General features: G+C 71.3%; 19 protein-coding genes. 11 read left to right on the top strand and 8 right to left on the bottom strand.

Annotation, left to right across the window (positions count from 1 at the left end):
* Window positions 1-98 precede the first annotated feature (98 nt).
* A complete protein-coding gene (locus EDF24_RS15770) occupies window positions 99-587 on the top strand; it encodes a hypothetical protein (RefSeq protein ID WP_123704059.1) in 489 nt (162 codons plus the stop codon).
* 2 nt (window positions 588-589) lie between these two features.
* Here EDF24_RS15770 and EDF24_RS15765 read toward each other — a convergent pair whose 3' ends face one another.
* The 5 genes from EDF24_RS15765 to EDF24_RS15750 all read right to left on the bottom strand — a co-directional run bounded on the left by EDF24_RS15765 (window position 590) and on the right by EDF24_RS15750 (window position 7,337).
* Window positions 590-1,669 (bottom strand): glycosyltransferase, encoded by a 1,080-nt coding sequence (locus EDF24_RS15765; RefSeq protein ID WP_123704057.1) that lies wholly within the window; start codon window positions 1,667-1,669, stop codon window positions 590-592.
* Between the two features lie 24 nt (window positions 1,670-1,693).
* A complete protein-coding gene (locus tag EDF24_RS19285) occupies window positions 1,694-1,849 on the bottom strand; it encodes a hypothetical protein (protein WP_165931488.1) in 156 nt (51 codons plus the stop codon).
* Window positions 1,850-1,945: 96 nt separating this feature from the next.
* A complete protein-coding gene (locus EDF24_RS15760) occupies window positions 1,946-4,537 on the bottom strand; it encodes a glycosyltransferase family 2 protein (protein WP_185021691.1) in 2,592 nt (863 codons plus the stop codon).
* The gene (locus tag EDF24_RS15755) at window positions 4,537-5,979 is read right to left on the bottom strand and encodes a glycosyltransferase family 2 protein (RefSeq protein ID WP_123704053.1); all 1,443 of its coding nucleotides are present in this window, start codon (window positions 5,977-5,979) and stop codon (window positions 4,537-4,539) included. The genes EDF24_RS15760 and EDF24_RS15755 overlap by 1 nt, the downstream gene beginning before the upstream one ends.
* Window positions 5,976-7,337: a hypothetical protein gene (locus tag EDF24_RS15750; RefSeq protein ID WP_123653103.1), complete on the bottom strand. Its 1,362-nt coding sequence runs from the start codon at window positions 7,335-7,337 to the stop codon at window positions 5,976-5,978. Before EDF24_RS15750 ends, EDF24_RS15755 begins: the two co-directional genes overlap by 4 nt.
* Before the next feature lie 52 nt (window positions 7,338-7,389).
* Here EDF24_RS15750 and hisD point away from each other — a divergent pair, with 52 nt between their 5' ends.
* Genes hisD through EDF24_RS15735 form a run of 3 tightly spaced genes read left to right on the top strand, consistent with a single transcriptional unit; the run spans window position 7,390 to window position 10,313 of the window.
* Complete coding sequence (hisD, locus tag EDF24_RS15745) at window positions 7,390-8,697, top strand: histidinol dehydrogenase (RefSeq protein WP_123704051.1); 1,308 nt, start codon at window positions 7,390-7,392, stop codon at window positions 8,695-8,697.
* A 12-nt stretch (window positions 8,698-8,709) separates the two neighbouring features.
* Window positions 8,710-9,240, top strand: a complete 531-nt coding sequence (gene nrdR, locus EDF24_RS15740) for a transcriptional regulator NrdR (RefSeq protein WP_123704049.1) — start codon at window positions 8,710-8,712, stop codon at window positions 9,238-9,240.
* The gene (locus tag EDF24_RS15735; protein ID WP_123653106.1) at window positions 9,237-10,313 is read left to right on the top strand and encodes a quinone-dependent dihydroorotate dehydrogenase; all 1,077 of its coding nucleotides are present in this window, start codon (window positions 9,237-9,239) and stop codon (window positions 10,311-10,313) included. Before nrdR ends, EDF24_RS15735 begins: the two co-directional genes overlap by 4 nt.
* Before the next feature lie 866 nt (window positions 10,314-11,179).
* Here EDF24_RS15735 and EDF24_RS15730 read toward each other — a convergent pair.
* The gene (locus EDF24_RS15730; RefSeq protein ID WP_243698342.1) at window positions 11,180-11,752 is read right to left on the bottom strand and encodes a DUF3043 domain-containing protein; all 573 of its coding nucleotides are present in this window, start codon (window positions 11,750-11,752) and stop codon (window positions 11,180-11,182) included.
* A gap of 71 nt (window positions 11,753-11,823) precedes the next feature.
* On the opposite strand from EDF24_RS15730, the gene EDF24_RS15725 reads away from it, so the two are divergent.
* The 6 genes from EDF24_RS15725 (at window position 11,824) to EDF24_RS15700 (ending at window position 18,762) form a co-directional block, all read left to right on the top strand.
* Window positions 11,824-13,317: a dipeptidase gene (locus tag EDF24_RS15725; protein WP_123704048.1), complete on the top strand. Its 1,494-nt coding sequence runs from the start codon at window positions 11,824-11,826 to the stop codon at window positions 13,315-13,317.
* A 120-nt stretch (window positions 13,318-13,437) separates the two neighbouring features.
* Window positions 13,438-13,824, top strand: a complete 387-nt coding sequence (locus EDF24_RS15720) for an iron-sulfur cluster assembly accessory protein (protein ID WP_123653108.1) — start codon at window positions 13,438-13,440, stop codon at window positions 13,822-13,824.
* A gap of 299 nt (window positions 13,825-14,123) precedes the next feature.
* Entirely contained in the window at window positions 14,124-15,023 is a 900-nt protein-coding gene (coxB, locus tag EDF24_RS15715) for a cytochrome c oxidase subunit II (RefSeq protein ID WP_123653109.1), read from the top strand.
* Window positions 15,024-15,034: 11 nt separating this feature from the next.
* Window positions 15,035-16,771 (top strand): cytochrome c oxidase subunit I, encoded by a 1,737-nt coding sequence (gene ctaD, locus EDF24_RS15710; RefSeq protein WP_243698341.1) that lies wholly within the window; start codon window positions 15,035-15,037, stop codon window positions 16,769-16,771.
* A 4-nt stretch (window positions 16,772-16,775) separates the two neighbouring features.
* A complete protein-coding gene (locus tag EDF24_RS15705; protein ID WP_123653110.1) occupies window positions 16,776-17,195 on the top strand; it encodes a cytochrome c oxidase subunit 4 in 420 nt (139 codons plus the stop codon).
* A 193-nt stretch (window positions 17,196-17,388) separates the two neighbouring features.
* Window positions 17,389-18,762, top strand: a complete 1,374-nt coding sequence (locus EDF24_RS15700) for a glucose-6-phosphate dehydrogenase (RefSeq protein ID WP_123653111.1) — start codon at window positions 17,389-17,391, stop codon at window positions 18,760-18,762.
* A 277-nt stretch (window positions 18,763-19,039) separates the two neighbouring features.
* Here the strand turns inward: EDF24_RS15700 and EDF24_RS15695 are convergent, their stop codons facing one another.
* Together EDF24_RS15695 and EDF24_RS15690 are read right to left on the bottom strand one after the other, a co-directional pair.
* Window positions 19,040-20,911 (bottom strand): glycoside hydrolase family 15 protein, encoded by a 1,872-nt coding sequence (locus EDF24_RS15695; RefSeq protein ID WP_123704046.1) that lies wholly within the window; start codon window positions 20,909-20,911, stop codon window positions 19,040-19,042.
* A gap of 81 nt (window positions 20,912-20,992) precedes the next feature.
* Window positions 20,993-22,042 (bottom strand): App1 family protein, encoded by a 1,050-nt coding sequence (locus EDF24_RS15690; RefSeq protein WP_123704044.1) that lies wholly within the window; start codon window positions 22,040-22,042, stop codon window positions 20,993-20,995.
* A gap of 169 nt (window positions 22,043-22,211) precedes the next feature.
* Between EDF24_RS15690 and EDF24_RS15685 the strand changes: the two genes are divergently transcribed.
* Window positions 22,212-22,859 (top strand): TetR/AcrR family transcriptional regulator, encoded by a 648-nt coding sequence (locus EDF24_RS15685; RefSeq protein ID WP_185021690.1) that lies wholly within the window; start codon window positions 22,212-22,214, stop codon window positions 22,857-22,859.
* Window positions 22,860-22,956 lie beyond the last annotated feature (97 nt).

Here is a 22,956-nt window from a genome sequence, read left to right as displayed (position 1 = left end):
TCGTCGAGGCCGCCCGCAGCACCCTCGTCATCGGCACCACCTGACCCGACACCGATCGCAGCGAAAACGACGACACAGAGCGAGGCTGCTCACAGGCGATGGTCGACGCGCTCACGCGTGGCGACACGAAGTCCGTGGCCGAGGTGTCCCGGCTCCGCCGGTTCGTGCCGCTGGTGGTGAGTCGCGTGGAACCCACGCCCGAAGGGCTCGAACTGAGCGGGACCCTGACCGGAGACGTCGACGTGCCCGCAATCAGCATCGTGCTGCATGACGGTGGCATCGAATCCAGAGCGCCGATCCGGGCGGGGGAGGCCCCGCGCGCTGACGGCAGTCGAGCCTGGTCCGCACGGATCAGTGCGAACGGACTGGACGACGGCCGCTACGCCGTGTCGGTCCGGGGAGAGCACTCCTCGGAGCTGCTGCCCGTCGTGACGGCGAGGATGCCGCTCCCTCCGCTCGACCCGGAGTTCCCGCTGCAGCCGCTCGCGGATCGGAAGAACGGCTGGCGCTTCCTCATCGACCGCCGTCGACCGCCGCGCCGCGGGCTCGCCGGCGTGCTCGGGCGAGTCGGACGCCGACTCCGCTGACCTCAGGCCGCGCGGGCTCCGGCTGCCGTGCTGATGCTGTCGAGCAGGTCGGCATACCGGCGTGAGAGCGCGAACGGAGCGAGACGGCGGCTGAACGCCTCTGCCGCTGCGCTGCTGGCCGGAGGCCCGGCATCCGCCCCCACGATCGCAGCGAGCGAGGACACCGGCTCGCGGGTGTCGAACCACCGCAACCAGTCCTCGCCATCGAACTCGGCTCGCAGGTGCGGTTCGTCCGGGATGACCGCCGGGACCCCGAGGGAAGCCGCCAGGTGGACGCTGCCGGAGTTGAGCACCTGCCGGTACGGGAAGACGGCGAGGTCAGCGGCGCGGAACCACCGCTGGACGTCGGAGTCCGGGACGTAGTCGTACGAGCGGATCGTCCGCACGTCGTCGCCGATCAGGTCGTCAAGTGCCGCACGGTCCTCGTCGCTCGTGCGTCCGGCGAGCAGCAGGACGGGACGGGCGTGGGCGGGGACCCGGGACACCGCCTCGATCAGCACGTCGAGCCCCTTGTACGGGCGGATCTGCCCGAAGAAGAGCACGGCGTGTTGGTCGTCCTCGAGCCCGAAGGACGCCCGGGCGTCGGCCCGTGATGACGACGCCGGGTACACCCCCTGGTAGCTCGGGTGCGGGATGTGCACGACCTTCCCCGCGTCGAGCACGTAGTGCTGCTCGGTGACGGAGGCGGTGGCTGCGTTCAGCACGTGGATCACGTCGGCGGATTCTGCGAGCCACTGGTTCAGCTCGAGTTCCAGCGCAACGTGCCGGGCGTCGTGGGGGAGCACGTTGTGGATCGTCCACAGCAGACCCGCCCCACGGGAGCGAGCGTCGTCGACCGCTCGGCGGAAGCGCTCGAGCCGCTCCGTCGCCTCGGCGAGCGTGTCGGCCCGCTGCACGATCGGCGCCGTCCAGTGCATGTGGAAGACGTCCCCGTCGCCGAGTCGGCCGAGGTGCTGTTCCAGCTGTTCGAGCCGGAGGCTCTCGAGGACGTTCCAGCCGCGGGCCCGGGGAGCCAGCAGCATCAAGTTCAGGTAGGGGTTGTCGCGGTAGGCGGGGAACACCGCGAGGGAGCGATCGGGCACTGCCCGATCCTATGGGCGAGCAGGTCAGTCGAGCATCGTCACGGCGTACTCGACCTCGTGCAGCACGGAGCAGAAGTGCTCTCCGTCACGGTCGATCGCGTCGTGCTTCAGCATGACCGTCCCACACACCGCGCAGTGGGTCGTCCGGGACGACTTGATGGCATCGGTGAGGAGCGACATAGGAGCAGCGTGCTCCGCGCAGATGAACAACGCGCTACAGCAGCCTTGGAACGCGATGAACGTCCCAGCAGCATCGGCCTGGGACGTGACGAAGGGTCAGTGTTGCGCGAGCGTGGAGACGATCGCCGACACCGGGCTCGCGGGGTCGAACACGACCGCGAACTCCCCGTCCGGAACCGCCTGACCAGCACCCAGCCACACCGCGTTGACCGCGCCGGGCTGCGGCACCCACGGCGCCCCAGCGGCGGCTGAGGACCCGGCCCCGACCCACACGGTCACCTCGTCCAACCCGCTCGACCCCCGGTACCAGGACGACGGCGCGTCGACCTGGACGTCGTGCCCGGCGGACCGGAGCGCCGACGCGAGGTCCGACACGTCGGACGCCCGCGACCCGTCGTGCTTCACCGCCACACGGAGCGGCGCGGAGTCACCCCGCACGATGACCGGCCGCGACGACCGCACCATCACCCGGTGCCCCTTCGGCAGCCCCGGCTCGACGCCGAGGTACTCCAGCCCCGCTGCGGCGTACCGGGCTGCGGCATCGGCCGCGGGGTAGCGCCCACGCCACCGCTCGTCGAACAACCGCCGGTTGTCGATCCGGGCATCGTCCCGCCCCGGCGATCGGCTCTCGTGGTGCACGACGAGGGAGGACGGCACGACGACGAACGCCGAGCCGGCAGGGGAGGACGACAGCGCCCGCAGGCACAGGTCCACGTCCTCGAGCCCGTTCGCGTAGACCGGGTCGAACCCGCGCCAGCGGAGCAGGTCGGCGGCCCGGAACGCGGCGGCGGCGGCCGTGATCGCCGAGAACCGGCGCGAGGAGGCGGGAGCGGACGGGTCGAGCGCCCGTTCCGCGTCGTACCGCGGGTGGTCGCCGAGGAAGTGCCACGGCAGCACCTTGTCGCCACCGAAGACGGTGCCGGCGGCCTGCACGACCCCGTCCGGGTAGACCAGGAGTGGTTGGGCTCCGAGGACCGACGGGTCGGACAGTGCGTCGACGAGGGGCCGCAGCCACCCGGACGCCACCTCGGTGTCGTTGTTGAGCATCACCACGGTGCCGCCGGTGGACCACGCGAGACCCAGGTCGCTGCCGAGCGCGAAGTTCCGGTTCCGGTCCTCGCGGTGCAGCTGCACACGCGGCTCGTCGGCGAACCAGGCGCCGAGGATCGCGGACACCGAACGCGGTGACCCGTTGTCCACCACGACGACCTCGACGCGGTCCCCGTCGGCGTCGGCAGCGGTCAGCACGGCCGACACGGCCCGGCGGGTCATCGTCCAGTCCCGGAAGACGGGCATCACGATCGACACGAGCGTGTCGTCGCGGACCGCCCCGGCGAGGGCGTCCCAGTCGATCCGGTGCGGCGCGAGCGCCACCTCCTGCCACGACGCGGGCTGCGCGGAGGACACCCGCCGGGCGTCCCGCACGTTGTCGTAGTCGACCCCGAGGACGGGCACGTAGCGCGGGACACCGAACCGGGTCCCGATGCGGAGCAGCCACTCCCAGTCGATCCAGCGGCGCAGCGCCTCGTCGAACGGGCCGACGGCGGCCACCACGGAGCGCCGGACGACGACCGCGTTGAGGTCGATGAAGTTGCCGGCGAGCAGGTCGTCGAGCGTGCCGTCCTCGCCGCGGTACGTCTCCACGGGAGCGGTCGCGTCGTCCGCGTTGTTCGCGCCGACCATCCGCACGCCGGTGTGCACACCGGACACGTCGTCGTCCTGCAGCAGGGCAGCGACGGCGGCCGCCAGGTGCTCCGGCCGCCAGGTGTTGTCGGCGTCGAGGAACGCGACGAACTCGCCGCGGACGGCCGCGAGCCCGGTGTTGCGTGCGGCGCCGGCGCCGCCGTTCTCCCGCTCGACGAGGCGGATCCGCTCGTCGGTGGCGGCGCGCTCGCGGACGAGGTCGGGGGTCGCGTCGCCGGAGCCGTCGTCGACGACGACGAGCTCCCACGACGGGTACTGCTGCGCGAGCACGGAGTCGATCGCGGCACCGAGCACGTCGGCGCGCCGGAACACCGGCATCACCACGGACACGAGCGGCGTCTCGGCGTCACGACGAGCGGCTCCGGTGGCGTACCGGGCGAGCACCTCGTCGGTCGGCGGTCCGTCCCACGTGCTGCGGTAGCGCCGGCGGGTCCGGTGCTGCGCGTCGGCGAACGCGCGGGCAGTGCGGACGGCTGCGTCGCGTGCGGCGGCCCACGTGGGCGCGTCTCCCGGTCGGCCTGGAGGCACGGGGAGCGTGGTCTCGCCGGTCGCGTTCCGCACGAAGTGCCGGAGTGCGTCGAGGGTGGATGCCGGACGCTCCGCGCTCGGCAGGGTCGCCGCGTAGATCCCCGCATCGAACAGCGGACCGGTCGCGAAGAGCTCCGGCCCTTCCTGGTGCAGGGCGTCGTACCAGGACATCCGGGCGTCGGGCTGGTGCTCGCGCATCCATTCGTGCTCGACGAGCGGGGACAGCGACAGGCCGCGCTGCCCGTCGTTGTGCACGTAGAAGGAGATCGCCTCGTCGTCGGTGGCGAAGCGGCGCCCGGTCTGGGCCTCGAGGTACGCGCGGTCGACGATGCCGAACTCGGCGATCCGGCGAGCCCAGCGGTCGAGCCTGTCGGTGACGGTGAGGGGCTTCTCCGGGCCGCGGCCCAGTCGCGCGAGCTTCCGAGCGACGCGGCCGAGCCCGTTCTTGTCGGCCATCAGCGACGACCCGGCAGCCGACCCGCGACCTTCGCGATGGCCTGGCCGGTCCGGAACGACCGGCTCGTGCGGAGCTCGTGGAGTTCGCGGCGGAGCCGGACGACCTCGTCCGCGGCGCCGGCGTCCGCGGCCTCGGCAGCGGTGACGTCGAGGGGGAGCAGCGCGGCCCAGCGGCGTTCGACGGCGGCAGCGCGGTCGGCCAGCGGAGCGGTGACCGCCGCGGCGATGGCCGGACCGGCGTCGACGAGTTCGCCGCGCGGCACGACGACGTCGGCATGCGCGTCGACGAGCGGGGCAACGGCATCGGAGCCGGCACGGTGCGCCGCGGAGGACCACGGGGTCCACGGCTCGGGGGACCGGACGACGACGATGTGCAGCGATCTGCGGTTCGCGAGGACGACCGCTGCGGGCGTCGGGTCCACGAGCACGGTGACCGTGACCAGGTCGTCCGCGTTCGGGGCACCGGACGTGAGCGCCCATCCGGCCGGGCCCGGCACACCGGAGGGGAGCCGGGCCTCCAGGCGGTACCCGTCCCCGAAGGCGGCGTCGAGCGCACCGACCAGGCCGGCCGTCTCCTCGACGTGGCGGAGGTCCACCGCGACCCGGCGGACGGTGCCGGCGGGCACCAGCGCGTCGGCGAAGCGCTCCGTCGCCGTCATGCCGTGCCGCTGGTAGGCGGCGACGGCGTCCGGCAGGAACGGGTAGCGCCGCTCGAGTTCCTGCTGGTGGGCGGCACGGAGGGCGTTCCGGTTGCCGGAGAAGCTCTTGCCGCCCGCGTGCAGGACGAGTGCGCGGTTCGCGATCCGCGACGACCAGCCGTGCGCGGCGATGCGCAGGCAGTAGTCGTTCTCCTCGCCGTAGCCGGGGGCGAACGCGTCGTCGAACAGGCCGTGCTCCGTGATGAGCTCGCGGCGGGTGAGGAAGCAGAAGCCCATCGCGACCGGCATCACCTGGGACACCGGCAGCAGCGGGGCGATCTCGGACCAGACGGCGCGGGTGCGCTCCTCGGTGCGGGCGGCACCCGGCGTGGTCAGGCGGTAGGGGATGCTCGCGATCGTGGCGTTGTCGCTCCGGGCCGTGACGACGCCGGTGTGGTCCTCGTCGAGCACCTCGAGCATCGCCTCGAGGAACCCGGCGGTCGGGACGGCGTCGCTGTTGAGCAGGAGGACCGCGTCGCCGCCGGTGTCGAGTTCGGTCACCGCGCGGTTGCAGGTGCCGACGAAGCCGAGGTTCTGCGCGTTGCGCTCGTACCGGAACGCCTCCATGCCGGCCGTGCGGTCGAGCAGCGCGCGCTCGATGGTGTCGGCGTCGGGGCCGCAGTCGTTCACGAGGAGCACGCGGTGGTGCGTCGTGTCGAGGTGTTCGACGAGGCCGTCGACGCACCGCAGCAGCGACTCGAGGTCGCCGTACACGGGGACGACGACGAGGACGGATCGGGTCATCGGGCGGACTCCTCATCGAGTTCGGTCGCGAGCGCGTGGATCGCGCGCTCCAGGGTGCCGCCGAGCGCGCCGTCGGCGAGCGGGGCGTAGCCGGTCGGTCCCTCGGCGAGGACCCGGCGGACGGCGTCGGCGACGGCGAGGCCGAGCGAGCGGGCGTCGGCGGGGACGGCCGCGAGGTTCGGGTGCAGCGCGCCGCGGGTGTCGCGGAACTCGTTCGTCACGACCCGGGCGCCGGAGATCGCCCCGTCGAACGGCGGGTGGCTCGGGTGCGGGCTGTGCTGCAGCGAGAGCACGACGTTCGTCGACGCGATGAAGCGGAAGTAGTCGTCCCAGGGCATCGTGCCGTGGGAGACGAGCTTCACGTCGCCGCGACCGCCGTCGAGCTCCACGTCGCCGTGCAGTTCGCCGGCGGAGTGGAACTCCAGGCGGACGTCGTCGTCGGCGAGCTCCTGCACGGCCACGCGGAGCGCCGCGACGCCGAGCCGGAAGAGGTTCCGGTGCTTGCTCGGGCGCCCGTAGAAGAGGACCCGGACCACGCGGTCCTCCGCGGGACGACGGGCGTCGGCCACGCGCTGCAGGAGCTCCTCGTCCAGGTGCGGGGCGAAGGTCAGCGCCTCGGGGACGTCGATGCCCTCGACCTCGGACAGGTAGCGGCGGAGCGGCTCGGAGTTCACGACCATCCGGAAGCCGGCGCGGTACGTGGACGCGGCGACGGCGTACTCGGTCGACCACGGGCTGAAGCCGGGCTCGTAGTCCTGCACGAGGTACACGACCCGGGCGCGGTCGATCACGCCGGCCGTGACGGCGACGTCGATCGCGTGCGCGGTCTTCCAGTGCGTGGCCATCCACACGTCCTCGGCGCCGAACACGGTGTCGAGGACGTCCTCGCGGCGGACCACCCGGACGCCGGGGCGCCCGTCGATCCGCGTCTCGGGGAAGCGGTCGGCCACCAGGGCCTCGGCGGCGGCGGTGCTGTTGCCCGGCGTCGTCCAGCGGACCATGACGACCCGGACGCGGCGGTCCAGGCGCTGCCCGAGCGCGACCGCAGCGGCGAGGGCGGTCTGCACGCCGGCGAACGCGGCGCCCTCGCGGAGCTCGTCGACGACGAGGACCACCTCGGGCGCGCGGGCCTCGGTGCGGATGCCGGCGATCGCGAGACTCGTCTCCACGAGCCCCTCGAACGGCTGCGCGGACCGGGGCGCACGGTCGCGTTCGCGTCGGGCGACGCCGACGTCGACCCGGGACACGGTGCGCCCGAGCCGCTCGCGGATGTCGTTGCGGTAGTGGTCGTCGCGCAGGTACCGCTCGTTGACACGGGCCAGGTCGGCGACGAGTCGTCGGGCCTTCTCGAAGTTCATCGATGCTCACGTTACCGGGCGGCACTCCTGCCCTCGGTACGCTGGGGGCCTCATGATGCAGCGAATCGACCTCCGCGGCGGACTGCCCGCCCGCGCCGAACTCCTCCGACTCATGCCGCGCGCCGCCGGGGACGTCTCGCACGCGGTCGACGCCGCACGGGTGCTCGTCGAGGACGTCCGCGCACACGGGGCGGCAGCGCTGCAGGAGCAGGCCGAGCGGTTCGACGGGGGAGCCCCAGCGAACGTGCGGGTGCCGGCCGCCGAGATCGCCGCCGCGGTCGCCGGCCTGACGCCGGAACTCCGCGAAGCACTCGACGAGGCGATCCGCCGCGTCCGGGCAGCGAGCGCCGCGCAGGTGCCGCCCGCATCCGTCACGACCCTGGCCGACGGCGCCGAGGTGCACCAGCGCTGGCAGCCGATGCGCCGCGTCGGGCTCTACGTCCCCGGCGGCAAGGCCGTGTACCCGTCGAGCGTCGTCATGAACGTCGTCCCCGCGCAGGTCGCCGGCGTCGGGTCGATCGCGCTCGTCTCCCCGCCGCAGCGGGACCACGGGGGAGCGGTGCACCCGACGATCCTCGCCGCCGCCGGGCTCCTCGGCATCGACGAGGTCTACGCGATGGGCGGCGCCGGCGCGATCGGTGCGCTGGCGTACGGCGTGCCGTCGATCGGGCTCGAACCCGTCGACCTGGTCACCGGCCCCGGCAACAACTACGTCGCCGCCGCGAAGCGCCTGGTGCGCGGGGTGGTCGGCATCGACGCCGAAGCCGGCGCGACCGAGATCCTCGTGATCGCCGACGACACCGCCGACCCCGCATTCGTGGCCGCCGACCTGATCAGCCAGGCCGAGCACGACGAGCAGGCCGGCAGTGTGCTGGTGACGACGTCGGCGGCGTTCGCCGATGCGGTGGAAGCCGCCATCCCGGGGCAGACGGCCGTGCTCGGGACCGCCGTGCGCCTCCAGGCCGCCCTGGACGGACCGCAGTCCGCCGTCGTCCTCGTCGACTCGCTCGCCGACGCGGCCACCGTGAGCAACGCGTACGGACCGGAGCACCTCGAGATCCAGACCGCCGACGACGACGCGGTGCTCGCCGACATCGACGCCGCGGGTGCGGTGTTCGTCGGACCGAGCACGCCCGTGAGCCTCGGGGACTACCTCGCCGGCTCCAACCACGTGCTGCCGACCGGCGGCCAGGCGCGCTTCGGGTCCGGGCTCTCCGCGTCCACGTTCCTCCGGCCGCAGCAGGTGATCCGCTACACGGCGGACGCCCTCGCCCAGGTCGCGCCGCACATCGTGGCGCTCTCGACCGAGGAACAGCTCCCCGCACACGGGGCCGCCGTGACGGAGCGTGTGAACCGATAGCCTGGGGCCGACATGTTCTGCCCCTTCTGCCGCCACCCGGACTCCCGCGTCGTCGACTCCCGCACCAGCGACGACGGCACCTCCATCCGTCGACGCCGCCAGTGCCCGAACTGCGGTCGACGTTTCTCCACGACCGAGACGGCATCGCTCAACGTCGTCAAGCGCAACGGGGTGCTCGAGCCGTTCTCGCGGGAGAAGATCATCTCCGGCGTGCGGAAGGCGTGCCAGGGGCGACCCGTGACCGACTCCGACCTCGCGGTGCTCGCGCAGCGGGTGGAGGAGATCGTGCGGTCCTCCGGCGCCAGCCAGATCGAGGCGAACGACATCGGGCTCGCGATCCTCGACCCGCTGCGGGAGCTCGACGAGGTCGCCTACCTGCGGTACGCCAGCGTGTACCAGGCGTTCGACTCGCTCGAGGACTTCGAGTCCGCGATCGGGCAGCTGCGGATCGACCACCACGGGGCTGCTGGTTCTGGCGCTTCGGCCGCGTCCGGGTCATCGTCCGCTTCCGGGGCCCCGTCCGCTTCCGGGGGGTCCGCGTGAGCGGCGTCGCCGAGCGGCTCGTCCGCGGCGGGTACGCCGTCGTCTTCCGGTCCGTCTTCGCCAACATGGACCCCGAGCGCGCCCACCACGTCGCCTTCGCCGTGATCCGCTGGCTGCCGCACGTGCCCTTCCTCTCCGGAGTCGTCGAGCGGTACTCCCGCCCCGCGGCAGCCGACGGCGTCACCACGATGGGCATCCACTTCCCCTCCCGCTTCGGCCTCGCCGCCGGGTTCGACAAGGACGCCCGCGGCATCGCCGGCCTGGGGCTCCTCGGCTTCGGCCACGTCGAGGTCGGCACGATCACCGCGAAGCCACAGCCGGGCAACGAGAAGCCCCGGCTCTTCCGGCTCATCGAGGACCGCGCCCTGATCAACCGGATGGGCTTCAACAACCGCGGCGCCGCAGCCGCCGCCCGCCGCCTGGAACGCGCACGCCGGAACCCCGGCCGCCCGGTCATCGGCGTGAACATCGGCAAGAGCCGCGTGGTCGACGTCGCCGACGCCGTCGAGGACTACCTCGAGTCGACCCGGCTCCTCGCCCCCTTCGCGGACTACCTCGCGGTGAACGTCAGCTCGCCGAACACGCCGGGGCTCCGCGGCCTGCAGGAACTCGACCAGCTCCGGCCGCTGCTCTCCGCCGTGAAGGCCGCCGCCGGACGCGTGCCCGTGCTCGTGAAGATCGCGCCGGACCTCACCGACGAACAGATCGACGCGATCGCCGGGCTCGCGGTGGACCTCGGGCTCGCCGGGGTCATCGCCAACAACACCACGATCGACCGGTCCGGGCTCCGGACCCCTGCTGACGCCGTCGCGGCGATGGGTGCCGGGGGACTCTCCGGAGCGCCGCTGGCCGGGCGCTCGCTCGACGTGCTCCGGCGCGTGCGGGCCGCGGTGCCGTCGGACTTCTGCGTGATCGCGGTCGGGGGCGTCACCTCGGAGGCCGACGTCCAGGCCCGGATCGACGCCGGCGCGACCCTGGTGCAGGGCTACACGGCGTTCCTCTACGAGGGGCCCACCTGGGCCACGCGGATCAACCGGCTGCGCCGACGCCGCTTGCGGCGCGCCGCGCGCTGACGCGCGGGCTGCCGCGCGGGGCGCTGGGGCGGGGCGCCCCCGCGCGGGCGGGGCGCGCGCGCCCGCGCGGGGCGCGGCGCGCACGCGCGGGCGTGAGATCGCACTTCGTGTCGCCTCGACGTGAGCAAGGCGACACGAAGTGCGATCTCGCGGCCTCGGCGGTCGTCACCACCCACGGGCCGGGAGGCTCGTTGCGGCCCGCCACCGAGCCTCCCGTCCGGCGCCGCGCCACGCGCGGGCGTGAGATCGCACTTGCGGTCGCCTCGACGTGAGCAAGGCGACACGAAGTGCGATCTCGCGGCCTCGTCGGTCGTCACCACCCGGCGGCCGGGAGGCTCGTCGTGGCCCGGCACCGAGCCTCCCGTCCGGCGCCGGGCCACGACACGGGCGTGAGATCGCGCTTCGTGTTGCCTCGACGTGAGCAAGGCGACACGAAGTGCGATCTCGCGGCCTCGTCGGTCGTCACCACCCACCGGCCGGGAGGCTCGTTGCGGCCCGGCGCCGAGCCTCCCGTCCGGCGGGTGGCCCGCACGCCACCGTGGTGGTGCCGCCGCGCGCCGGGCCACTTCGGATGGCGACCGCGAGCGGTCGCGACACCCCGCTCACGTCCGCCGAGCGGTCGCAGATCGTCGCGTGATCGCTCGCCGGGTGACGGTTCGTGACCGGTCGGCGTCCCGCACACGGGGTGTCATGACCGCGCGAGGAACCGCCGGGGACCACGGGGCGCGCACGAAGCACGGACGACGAAGCGCGGACGACGAAGCGCGGACGACGAAGCGCGGACGACGAAGCGCGGACGACGAAGCACGGACGACGAAGCGCCGCCGGCCCGGGGGCCGACGGCGCTTCGCGCGGAGCAGGAGGGGTCAGGCGGGGTACTGGCCGCGCTTGACCTGGGGCTTGGGGAGGCGGAGGAACCGCAGCTGCCACGCCCGCGTCAGGATGTAGAGGAACGAGCCCTTCTGGAACTCGCCGAACTTCGCGGTGAGCTTGCGGCGCAGGACGAACCAGAGCACCAGGCAGTCGATGATGAACAGTGCGACGAACGCCCACACGAGGAGCAGCGCGTACGAGGCCGCCGCGGTCTGCGACGCGACGAACCCGACGATCAGGAAGATCACCAGGATGGGCATCATCACTTCGCCGACGTTCCAGCGGGCGTCGATGTAGTCGCGCACGAACTTGCGCTGCTCGCCCTTGTCCTTGGCGGGGAGGTAGCGCTCCTCACCGTTGGCCATGCCGACCCGGGCCTTCTCGCGCTCGTTGGTGAGACGCGCGCGGGCGGCCTTCTTGTCGACGGGGGTGTTGCCGACGAGCGGGCGGCGGTTGGCGGCTTCGCGCTCACGGCGCGACGGCGTCGGACGACCCTTGCCCTGTTCGAGCAGTTCCTCTTCGGAGGGGTTGACTGTCGTGTTGGTCTTCGGTGCTGCCTTCGCCACGGTGATTCCTGCTGTCGGTGAGCGGTGCACCGAGGAGCGCCCCGGTGCCGGTGTCCTCTAGATTACCGGGCATGACCGACACCGCACAGTCCGCACCCGCGACCGACCCCCGGCTCCTCGACGCCCTCCGCGAACAGGTGCAGGGTGACCTGCCCCGGACGATCGCCGATCTCGCAGGCCTGGTGCGGATCCCGTCGGTGTCGTGGTCGGCGTTCGACGCGGCGAACGTGCGCCGGAGCGCCGAGGCGGTGGCGGAGCTCGCGCGGGACACCGGCGTGTTCGAGGAGGTCCGGATCGTCCGCAGCGCGGTGAGCGGCGACACGCCCGCGGACGCGGACGGCGCCGAAAGCGCGGACAGCGCCGAGAGCGCCGACAGCGCCGAAGGCGCCGAGCACGACGGCGTCGAGCTCGGCCAGCCGGCGATCCTCGCGGTCCGCCCGGCCCGGAACGGCAAGCCGACCGTGATGCTCTACGCCCACCACGACGTCCAGCCGCAGGGCGACGACGCGCTCTGGGAGACCCCGCCGTTCGAGCCGACGCTCCGCGGGGACCGTCTGTACGGCCGCGGCGCCTCGGACGACAAGGCCGGTGTGATGACCCACATCGCCTCGCTCCGGGCCCTGCACGCGCAGTTCGGTGACGACCTCGACCTCGGCATCGTGCTGTTCGTGGAGGGGGAGGAGGAGTTCGGCTCCCGCTCGTTCCGCACCTTCCTCCGCGAGCAGAAGGAGCACCTCGCCGCCGACGTCATCGTGGTGGCCGACAGCGACAACTGGTCGACCGAGGTCCCGGCGATCACCGTCTCCCTCCGCGGCAACGTCACGTTCAAGCTGACCCTCACGACGCTCGAGCACGCCAGCCACAGCGGCATGTTCGGGGGAGCGGCCCCCGACGCGATGCTCCCGATGGTCCGGCTCCTCGCCTCGCTGCACGACGACGCGGGTTCGGTCGCGGTCGACGGCCTCACCGCGTACGACGCGCCGGTCCCGGCCCGCTCCGAGGACGAGCTCGCCGCCGACGCCGCGCTGGTCCCGGGCGCGAAGCCGGTCGGCACGGGCGACGTGCTGTCCCGGATGTGGTTCCAGCCGTCGATCACGGTCACGGGCATGGACGTCCCGAGCGTCGCGAACGCCTCGAACACGCTGCTGCCGACCGTGTCCGCGCGGGTCTCGGTGCGCGTCGCGCCGGGCCAGGCGGCCACGGACGCGTACGCCGCGGTCGAGCGGCACATCCACGCCCACACGCCGTTCGGTGCCCGCGTGGAGATCAGCGAGCCGGACGCCGGCGACGGCTTCCTGGTGGACACCAGCGGCTGGGCGGTGCAGGAAGCGCGGACCGCGATGGCCGAGGGCTGGGGCGCCGCGCCCGTCGAGCAGGGCATCGGCGGCTCGATCCCGTTCGTGTCCGACCTGGCCGCGGAGTTCCCGGAGGCGCAGATCCTGGTGACCGGCGTCGAGGACCCCGACACCCGTGCGCACAGCCCGAACGAGTCCCAGCACCTCGGTGTCCTGCACCGTGCGATCGCCTCCGAGGCGATCCTGCTGGCTCGCCTGGCGACGCGCTGACGACACGACCCAGCCTGGAGGCCCGGTGCACGTTCTCCACAACGGCTCACGTCGGTCGGTGGGCGTGCTTACAATCGGACCAGGCGCGGTGAACCGCACCGCTGCGAGAGGGAGGCGCGCATGAGCGACACCATCACGAACGAAGCCGTCGTCACGGACGTGGCTGCCACGGCGACGCCGTCGCACGGCGTCCTGCTCAGTGACGCCGCCGCGGGCAAGGTCGCGAGCCTCCTCGAGCAGGAAGGGCGCGACGACCTCCGCCTGCGCCTCGCCGTGCAGCCGGGTGGTTGCTCGGGCTTGATCTACCAGCTGTACTTCGACGAGCGCCTGCTCGACGGGGACACCACGGCGGAGTTCGACGGGGTCGAGGTCGTCGTCGACAAGATGAGCGTCCCGTACCTCGACGGCGCCACGATCGACTTCGAGGACACGATCCAGAAGCAGGGCTTCACGATCGACAACCCGAACGCCCAGGGCAGCTGCGCCTGCGGAGACAGCTTCCACTGATCCGCAGCCACCGACGCGTGAACGCGGGTGGGGAACGACCGACACGGTCGCTCCCCACCCGCGTTTCTGCATGCCGGACTTCTCACACTCGACGACACCTGCGGTTGACCAGGGAAAATCCCTGTCCGACCCGCGCCGATCCGGCCCGAGGGTGTGTCGGGTGTGCACGAGGCGTCACCAGCTGCGAGTAAGCTAGGAGTGTCCCAACCAAGCTGGGAGCCAGCCATGGGTCACCTCTGTGACCCGACGTCGGTCTCGACGGGCTGAGCCCGCGGCTTCAGTCTTTCCGAGAGGTAACAGTGCGTTCGAATCGCCGTATACGTTGGGCGGCCGTCCCGGTGGCCGTCGGTCTGGTCATCGCACTGGCGGGCTGCTCGCAGCAGCAGCTCAACGGATGGCTCCCCGGCACCGATGAGACGAAGGACGTCACGAACCACACGAGCCGCATCGTCGGCCTGTGGACCACCAGCTGGGTCGTGCTCCTCGCCGTCGGTCTCATCGTGTGGGGCCTGATCATCTGGGCAGCGATCGTCTACCGCCGTCGGAAGGGCCAGACCGGCCTCCCGGTGCAGATGCGCTACAACATGCCGCTCGAGATCTTCTACACGATCGTGCCGCTGATCCTCGTGCTCGGCTTCTTCGCCTTCACCGCGAAGGACCAGGCCGCGATCGAGAAGCCCTTCGCGCAGCCGGACACCACGGTGCACGTCTACGGCAAGCGCTGGGCGTGGGACTTCAACTACATCGACCAGAACGACCCGTCGAAGAGCGTCTACTACCAGGGCATCCAGGCCCAGGAAGAAGAGAACGCGAACGGCGCGATCGACGAGTCGCAGCTCCCGACCCTCTACCTGCCGGTCGGCAAGAAGGTCAAGATCGAGCTCGACTCCCGCGACGTGGACCACTCCTTCTGGATCATCGACTTCCTCTACAAGAAGGACATGCTCCCGGGGAAGACGAACTACGAGTACTTCATCCCGGAGAAGGTCGGCACCTACCAGGGCAAGTGCGCCGAGCTCTGCGGCGAGTACCACTCGCTGATGCTCTTCCAGGTGAAGGTCGTGTCGCCCGCGAAGTACCAGGCGTACCTCGACACGCTCAAGGACCAGGGCAAGGTGGGCCTGCTCGGCGACGAGTACAACACCAACACGAACCAGCCTGACAACAAGGCGCCTGTCACGGCGTCAGACGACAAGTAGGGGCTCGCCAGATGACAACGTCATTCGTCGGCCAACCGACTGCCACCTCGACGCCGGACTTCCAGGCGTCGAAGGTCGGTCGGAAGGGCAACATCATCGTCCGGTGGATCACCTCCACGGACCACAAGACGATCGGGTACATGTACCTGATCACGTCGTTCCTGTACTTCCTGCTCGCCGGCGTGATGGCCCTGGTCATCCGCGCACAGCTCTTCGAGCCCGGCCTGCAGCTGGTGGCGACGAAGGAGCAGTACAACCAGCTGTTCACGATGCACGGCACGATCATGCTGCTGCTCTTCGCGACGCCGCTGTTCTCGGGCTTCGCGAACGCGATCATGCCGCTGCAGATCGGTGCCCCGGACGTCGCGTTCCCGCGACTGAACGGGTTCGCCTTCTGGCTGTACTTCTTCGGTGGCCTCATCGCCGTCGGTGGCTTCCTCACCCCGCAGGGCGCCGCGTCCTTCGGCTGGTTCGCCTACGCACCACTCAGTGACACGACGTTCACACCAGGCCTCGGTGGCACCCTCTGGGTGTTCGGGCTCGGCCTGACGGGCTTCTCGACGATCCTCGGCGCGGTGAACTTCATCACGACGATCATCACGATGCGTGCCCCGGGCATGACGATGTTCCGCATGTCGATCTTCACGTGGAACACCCTCGTGACCTCGCTGCTCGTGCTGATGGCCTTCCCGGTCCTCGCCGCCGCGCTCTTCGGCCTCGGTCTCGACCGCGTGTTCGACGCCCAGATCTTCAACCCGGCCAACGGCGGAGCGCTGCTCTGGCAGCACCTCTTCTGGTTCTTCGGCCACCCCGAGGTCTACATCATCGCGCTGCCGTTCTTCGGCATCGTCTCCGAGGTCTTCCCGGTCTTCAGCCGCAAGCCGATCTTCGGGTACAAGACCCTCGTCTACGCGACCATCGCCATCGCGGCCCTCTCGGTCACGGTGTGGGCGCACCACATGTACGTCACCGGTTCGGTGCTGCTGCCGTGGTTCTCGCTCATGACGATGCTCATCGCGGTCCCGACCGGCGTGAAGATCTTCAACTGGGTCGGCACGATGTGGCGTGGCTCGGTGACCTTCGAGACCCCGATCCTCTGGGCGATCGGCTTCCTGATCACCTTCACGTTCGGTGGTCTGACGGGTGTCATCCTGGCGTCCCCGCCGCTCGACTTCCACGTCTCGGACTCGTACTTCGTCGTCGCGCACTTCCACTACGTGGTCTTCGGCACCGTCGTCTTCGCGATGTTCTCCGGCTTCTACTTCTGGTGGCCGAAGTGGACGGGTCGGATGCTCAACGAGCGCCTCGGCAAGATCCACTTCTGGCTCCTGTTCATCGGCTTCCACACGACGTTCCTCATCCAGCACTGGCTGGGCGTCATCGGCATGCCGCGTCGTTACGCGACGTACCTGCCGAACGACGGCTTCACCTGGATGAACCAGCTGTCGACCATCGGCGCGATGATCCTCGGCATCTCGTTCCTGCCGTTCATCTTCAACGTCTACGTCACCGCGCGGAACGCCCCGAAGGTGGCCGTGAACGACCCGTGGGGCTACGGCCGCTCGCTCGAGTGGGCGACCTCCTGCCCGCCGCCGCGGCACAACTTCACGTCGATCCCGCGCATCCGCTCGGAGTCCCCGGCATTCGACCTGAACCACCCCGAAGCGGGTGTGCCGATCGGTGTGGGTCCCGCGAAGGACGCGCCCGATGCCCCGACCTACGACGCCGCGAAGGGCGAGGTGAAGTAAGGCGATGCGCGCCAACGTCAACCTGTTCTGGATCCTCTTCGGGTTCTTCATCCTCGCGGACGCCGCCTACACGGTCTGGTTCGCCCTCGCCCACAACGGTGGCTGGGAGCCGGTCGGCACGGTCGGCATCGGCCTGGTCGGCATCATGTCCGCGTTCATCGCGTTCTACCTCGGGCGGGTGCTGTCCGCACAGGGCGGCGACCTGCCGGAAGACCGCCAGGACGCCAACATCGAGGACGGCGACGCCGAGCTCGGGCACTTCAGCCCGTGGTCGTGGTGGCCGATCCTCCTCGCCGGCGCCGTCGCGATCACCTTCCTCGGTGTCGCGGCCGGCCTCTGGATCGTCCCGATCGGCCTCGTGCTGATCACGGTCACGCTGGTGGGCTGGGTCTTCGAGTACTACCGCGGCAACTTCGGTCACTGATGTCAGCAGCACTGACATCGTCATGACCCGCACTTGACGCTTCGGGCGGCACCTCCACCGGTGCCGCCCGAACTGCGTCCAGACGACCTTCCCGGACACGGCGCGCGAGAGCGTTCCTGCCAGGGGAATCATCCGGCCCGTGTACGGCTTGAGCCATGCGGACCCCACCACCACGCGAAAGGAGTCACCTCCGGTGACCGACAAGCGCACCCTCATCATCTTCGGCGCGACGGGCGACCTCGCCTCCCGTCTGCTCCTGCCGGGCCTCGGCACGTTCCTGCAGAGCGGCCGTGCCGTCCCCGTGCAGCTGATCGGCACGGGCCGCAGCGAGCGTTCCCCCGAGCAGTGGAAGGACATCGTCACGAAGTCCTTCGCCACGCAGGACGTCAAGGGCCCGGAGGTGGACGCGACCATCGAGTCGACCGAGTTCATCCAGGGTGACCCGACCGACCCGAAGCACCTCGAGGCGCTCCTCGCGGCCGCCGAGAACGAGCCGATCCTGTACTTCGCGCTCCCGCCGCAGATCGCCTCGGACATCTGCGAGGCGCTCGAGCAGGTCGAGCTCCCCGAGGGCACCACGCTCGCGTTCGAGAAGCCGTTCGGCACCGACGTCGCCAGCGCGAAGGCCCTCAACGAGACCGTCCTGAAGCTCGTCCCGGAAGAGCGCGTGCACCGCACCGACCACTTCCTCGGACGCACCACGGTCCTGAACATCATCGGTCTGCGCTTCGCGAACCGTCTGTTCGAGCCGATCTGGAACGCGGACAACATCGAGAAGGTCGACATCTTCTACGACGAGACCCTCGGTCTCGAGAACCGCGCCCAGTACTACGACGAGGCCGGCGCGATGGTCGACATGATCCAGTCGCACCTGCTGCAGATCCTCGGGCTCGTCACGATGGACGCCCCGGCTGCGATCGACGCCGTCGAGTTCCGTTCGTCGCTCGCGCGTGCGCTCCGCTCCACGCAGCTCAAGGGTGACGACCCGAAGATCGCCTCGCGCCGCGCCGTCTACACGGCCGGCACGATCGACGGCAAGGACCTGCCGTCGTACCAGGACGAGGACGGCGTCGAGCCCTCCCGCAAGACCGAGACCCTCGCGGAGATCTCGGTCGAGGTGGACACGGCCCGCTGGAAGGGCGTCCCCTTCACGCTCCGTTCCGGCAAGGCACTCGGTGCCAGCCGCAAGGAAGTCCTGATCACGTTCAAGCCGGTGCCGCGTCTGCCCTCCGGCCTCAGCGGTCGCCCGAAGACGGACACGCTCCGCATCGTCCTGAACCCGGACGAGATCGAGCTGACCGTGTCGGCGAACGGCGGCGGCAACCCGTTCGAGATGGGCCAGGTCACCCTGTCCTCCTCGTTCAGCGACGGCGAGCTGACCCCGTACGGCGAGGTCCTCAACGGCATCTTCCACGACGACCCGCTGCTCTCGATCCGCGGCGACGTCGCGGAGCGCTGCTGGGAGATCGTCGAGCCGGTCGTCGCCGCCTGGAAGGCGAACGACGTCCCGCTCGAGGAGTACCGCGCGGGCTCGCGCGGCCCGGCGGACTGGGAGTCGTCTTCCTGACGACTGCGATCCTGCGGATCTGACGGACGGGAGGCCCGGTGCCAGCTGGCACCGGGCCTCCCGTCCGTCGTGGTCGTGCGTTTCTTCCCATCGCGGCCGCGGTGGGATGTCGAATCGCGCGTGGGTGGTCGGAACTTCTGACCGCCTACGCGCGTTTCAACTTCCTACGCGGGTTTCGACCGCCTGCCGTGGGGCGAGGCGGGCGCGGCGCCGGGGCGGGGCGGCGCCGGGGCGGCGCGGCGGCGCCGGGGCGGGGCGGGGCGGGGCCGCGGGGCGGTCAGGCGGGAGTGCCCGCGCGCTCGCCCTCGCCGGTCCAGGAGCGGGTGCCGCCGTCGCGCTGGGGGATGCGCGTGCGGTGGCCGGAGGCCTTGCCCCGTGCGCGGTTGATCGCGTCCGCGGCGGCGACGAGCGTCAGGTGCGACAGCGCCTGCGGCGTGTTGCCGATGTGGTGGCCGGTCGCGACGTCGACCTCTTCCGAGAGCATGCCGACGTCGTTGGCGTAGCCGACGAGGACGTCCATCAGGCGCTCGGCGTCCTCGATCCGGCCGGACGCGGCGTACTGCTCGACGAGCCAGAACGAGCACGCGAGGAACGGGTGCTCGCTCCCGCTGAGCCCGTCGAACCCGGCGGACGTGCGGTAGCGGAGCACGAGGCCGTCGGAGCCGACGCGGAGGTCGTCCTCGATCGCCTTGACCGTGCCGAGCATCCGCGGGTCGTCCGCCTTGCAGAAGCCGATCTGCGGGAGGACGAGCAGGCTCGCGTCGACCTCGTCCGTGTCGTAGTGCTGCCGGAACGCACCGCGGGCCCTGTCGTACCCGTGCTCGTCGATCTCGGCGCGCACGGCGTCGCGGAGGCTCCGCCAGCGGTCGACCGGTCCTTCGAGCCCGAACTCCTCCACCGCGGCGACCCCGCGGTCGAACGCCGCCCAGATCATCGCGCGCGAGTGGGTGAAGTGCCGACGGGGGCCGCGCATCTCCCAGATGCCGTTGTCGGGTTCCTGCCAGTGCTCCTCGACGTAGCCGAGCAGTGCGCGCTGCAGGGCCCAGGAGTCGGCGTTCTCCTCGACCCCGAGCTCGCGGGCGTCGTGGAGTGCGGCGAGCACCTCACCGAAGACGTCGCCCTGGTACTGCGTGTACGCACCGTTCCCGACACGCACCGGCTTCGAGCCGGCGTACCCGGCCAGGTGGTCGAGCTCCCACTCGGGGAGCTCCCGCTCCCCGGCGATGCCGTACATGATCTGCACGTCGGCCGGGTCACCGGCGATCGCCCGGAGGAGCCAGCCACGCCAGTGCTTCGCCTCGTCCTGGTACCCGTGCGCGATGAGCGACGCGAGTGCGAGGGAGGCGTCGCGGAGCCAGACGTAGCGGTAGTCCCAGTTGCGTTCGCCGCCCGGGTCTTCGGGGAGGCTCGTGGTGGCGGCCGCCACGACTCCGCCGGTCTCGGCGTGGGTCATCGCCCGGAGGAACAGCAGCGACTGCCGGGTCTCCGCCGCGTACCGGCCCTCGACCCGGGTCTTGCCGGTCCACGCGTGCCACCAGTCCTTCGTGTGGGCGAGGGCCGCGTCGACGTCGATCGGCACCGGCGGTTCGCGGTGCGAGGGGTACCAGGTCAGCACGGTGTCGAGCACGTCGCCGTCCCGCACGGTGGCGACGGCGAGGTGCCGGTGGTCGTCGGCGTGGAAGCGGATGCCCCGGACGATCACGGACGCGGGGCCGGCGGTGGCGAGGAGCGCGGGGTCGTCGTCGTCCCCGATCTGCCGGACCCAGGGGAGCGCTCGGGCGTAGTCGAACCGGATCCGCAGCGTCTGCCGCATCTCCACCGACCCGCGGAGGCCCCGCACCCGGCGGACGATGGTCGCCCGGTGCGCGTCGATCGGCATGAACTCGGTGACCTCGACGATGCCGGAGTCGGTGGTCCAGACGGTGGTCAGGACGAGGGTGTCCGGGTCGTAGCGCCGTTCGGCCGTGGCGTGCTGGTCGGACGGGCGGAGCGACCAGTGCCCGGCGTGCTCGTCACCGAGGAGCGCGGCGAAGGTCGACGGTGCGTCGAACCGGGGGAGACAGGCCCAGTCGATGGTGCCGGCCCGGTCGACCAGGGCAGCCGTGTAGCAGTCCCCGATGATCGCGTGGTCTTCGATGCGCTGTGCCATGACCCGATCGAACCACCGCCCACCGGTGTTCCACCGGCGTCGTGACGGCGGGGCTGATGTTCCGTACAGTCCTGGTGCCGCTCAGTCGATGTCGGCGAGCCCGATCCGGCCGAGTTCGGTCCAGAGTCCGGCGCCGTCGGGCGCGTAGACCCACGGCGCCGTGGACGCCTTCGAGCGCTCCTGCGCGCGGGACCGACCACCGGCGAGGACCGCTTCACTCGTGGACAGCTGGCGGATCGCGACGCCGGCGACGTTCTCCGGGTGTTCGCGCGCGAAGTCGCCGTACAGGGTCTCGTCGTGCTGGCCGTCGTCGCCGACCAGGAGCCACTGCACGTCCGGGAAGTCCCGGGCGAGGCGCCGCAGGTTCTCGTGCTTGTGCATCTGCCCGCTCCGGAAGAAACGGTCGTGGGTGGGACCCCAGTCGGTGAGGAGCAGGGTGCCGGACGGGTACATGTTCCGGGTCAGGAAGCGCTGCAGCGTCGGTGCGACGTTCCACGCGCCGGTGGACAGGTAGACGGTCGGCGCGCCCGGGTGCTGCGCGAGGACGCGTTCGTACAGCACCGACATGCCGGGGACCGGGCGGCGTCCGTGCTCGGTGAGGACGAAGGAGTTCCACGCCGCGAGCATCGGCCGGGGGAGCGACGTGACCATCACGGTGTCGTCGATGTCGGAGAGCAGCCCGAACCGGGTGTCCGGGTGGACGATGAAGACGTCGGCTTCGACGTCGCGCTGTCCGCCGGCGGACAGGCGGATCGTCTGCCACCCCGGTTCGAGGTCGATCGGCACGATGGTGTCGACGACCCCGCCGCGGTCGGACTGCACGGTGTGGGTGGTCCCGCCGGCCGTGATCGTGACCTCCGCGTGGTCGACGGCGACACTCGTGAAGGTCTTCCAGCCGCGCACACCCTCGAACGAGGCGTCGGATGCCAGGCCGCGCCGGGTCAGCAGCACGCGGCAGAGCACCCGGATCCACCCCGGCGCGCCGTAGCCCGTGTACGGAATGACGGTGGGGACGAGACCGCGGCGTCGGGCACGCTGTTCGCGGAACTCCTGCACGGCGTCCTCGATGCGGGCGGCCCGGTGCAGGATCGGCTCGGCCAGCGACGGTTCGTGGGACGTCGGGTCGGGCATCGCCCCATCATTCCACGCACTGGACGCAAGATGTCCACGACGGCAGAAGACACCCCGAGAATCGCAGCGATGTTCCAGCCGTCCTCTGCGAGAGTTGGCCCCGTCGGTCGGCCCCGCCGCTCCGTCCCGTCACACCAACAGCCCGCGGCCACCGCGAGAAGGAGAACACGTGCTCGTCACCGAGGTTTCGAACGCACTGCCGGGGGGATCATCACTGCTCAGGAACGAGCCGGTCCAAGCCCGCAGTTCGGCGCGCCTCGCCGGACTCCTGGACGCCGCAGCCGCGGTGATCGACGAGATCGGGTTCGAGCGGCTCACCACGGCCATGGTCGCCGAGCGGGCGGGGGCGTCCATCGGCACGGTGTACCGGTACTTCCCGGACCGCATCGCCGTGGTCGAGGCACTCGCGATCCGCTGCACGCAGCGACTCGCCTCCCGCTTCGTCGAGGCGCTCGACGCGAGCGGCGCGACGACGTGGCAGGACGCCTGCGACGCGCTCATCGACATGACGAGCGACATGTACCGCACCGAGCCGGGCTTCCGCGCGATCCGCTTCGGCGACGCAGCGGACTCCGGCGTGGGGGACGCCGAGGACCGCATGGCGGCGCTCGGGGGTGCCGTCGGCACGATCATGCGCGAGCGCTTCGGGCTGCCGGCGAACGACGCGGTCACGCGCGCCTGGGTCGTCCTCACCGAGTCCGGCCACGCCGTGCTCGCCCGGGCCCACCAGGACCGCAGCGCACCGGACGCCGCCCTGATCGAGGCGTACCGGGCCATGGTCAAGACGTACATGGAATCGGTCGTCGCCACCGCCTGACCCGCCACACCAATCCGACGAGCGCCCGCTCTCCGAACCGGAGGTGCGGGCGCTCGGCTGTCCGGAAGTCGTCACGGATCGTCACGCGGACGAACCG

This window comes from Curtobacterium sp. PhB130, from assembly GCF_003755165.1.
Taxonomy (GTDB): Bacteria; Actinomycetota; Actinomycetes; order Actinomycetales; family Microbacteriaceae; genus Curtobacterium.
The sequence above is the reverse complement of the archived record's forward strand: the minus strand, read 5'-3'. Positions and strand labels throughout refer to the sequence as shown.

What these genes read in the sequence shown, in the direction of transcription:
- EDF24_RS15760 (WP_185021691.1), bottom strand. Translation starts at nt 4,537, where the DNA reads ATGGCCGACAAGAACGGGCTCGGCCGCGTCGCTCGGAAGCTCGCGCGA.
- EDF24_RS15695 (WP_123704046.1), bottom strand. Translation starts at nt 20,911, where the DNA reads ATGGCACAGCGCATCGAAGACCACGCGATCATCGGGGACTGCTACACG.
- EDF24_RS15725 (WP_123704048.1), top strand. Translation starts at nt 11,824, where the DNA reads ATGACCGACACCGCACAGTCCGCACCCGCGACCGACCCCCGGCTCCTC.
- EDF24_RS15690 (WP_123704044.1), bottom strand. Translation starts at nt 22,042, where the DNA reads ATGCCCGACCCGACGTCCCACGAACCGTCGCTGGCCGAGCCGATCCTG.
- EDF24_RS15770 (WP_123704059.1), top strand. Translation starts at nt 99, where the DNA reads ATGGTCGACGCGCTCACGCGTGGCGACACGAAGTCCGTGGCCGAGGTG.
- ctaD (WP_243698341.1), top strand. Translation starts at nt 15,035, where the DNA reads ATGACAACGTCATTCGTCGGCCAACCGACTGCCACCTCGACGCCGGAC.
- EDF24_RS15705 (WP_123653110.1), top strand. Translation starts at nt 16,776, where the DNA reads ATGCGCGCCAACGTCAACCTGTTCTGGATCCTCTTCGGGTTCTTCATC.
- EDF24_RS19285 (WP_165931488.1), bottom strand. Translation starts at nt 1,849, where the DNA reads ATGTCGCTCCTCACCGATGCCATCAAGTCGTCCCGGACGACCCACTGC.
- nrdR (WP_123704049.1), top strand. Translation starts at nt 8,710, where the DNA reads ATGTTCTGCCCCTTCTGCCGCCACCCGGACTCCCGCGTCGTCGACTCC.
- EDF24_RS15720 (WP_123653108.1), top strand. Translation starts at nt 13,438, where the DNA reads ATGAGCGACACCATCACGAACGAAGCCGTCGTCACGGACGTGGCTGCC.
- EDF24_RS15755 (WP_123704053.1), bottom strand. Translation starts at nt 5,979, where the DNA reads ATGACCCGATCCGTCCTCGTCGTCGTCCCCGTGTACGGCGACCTCGAG.
- hisD (WP_123704051.1), top strand. Translation starts at nt 7,390, where the DNA reads ATGATGCAGCGAATCGACCTCCGCGGCGGACTGCCCGCCCGCGCCGAA.
- EDF24_RS15750 (WP_123653103.1), bottom strand. Translation starts at nt 7,337, where the DNA reads ATGAACTTCGAGAAGGCCCGACGACTCGTCGCCGACCTGGCCCGTGTC.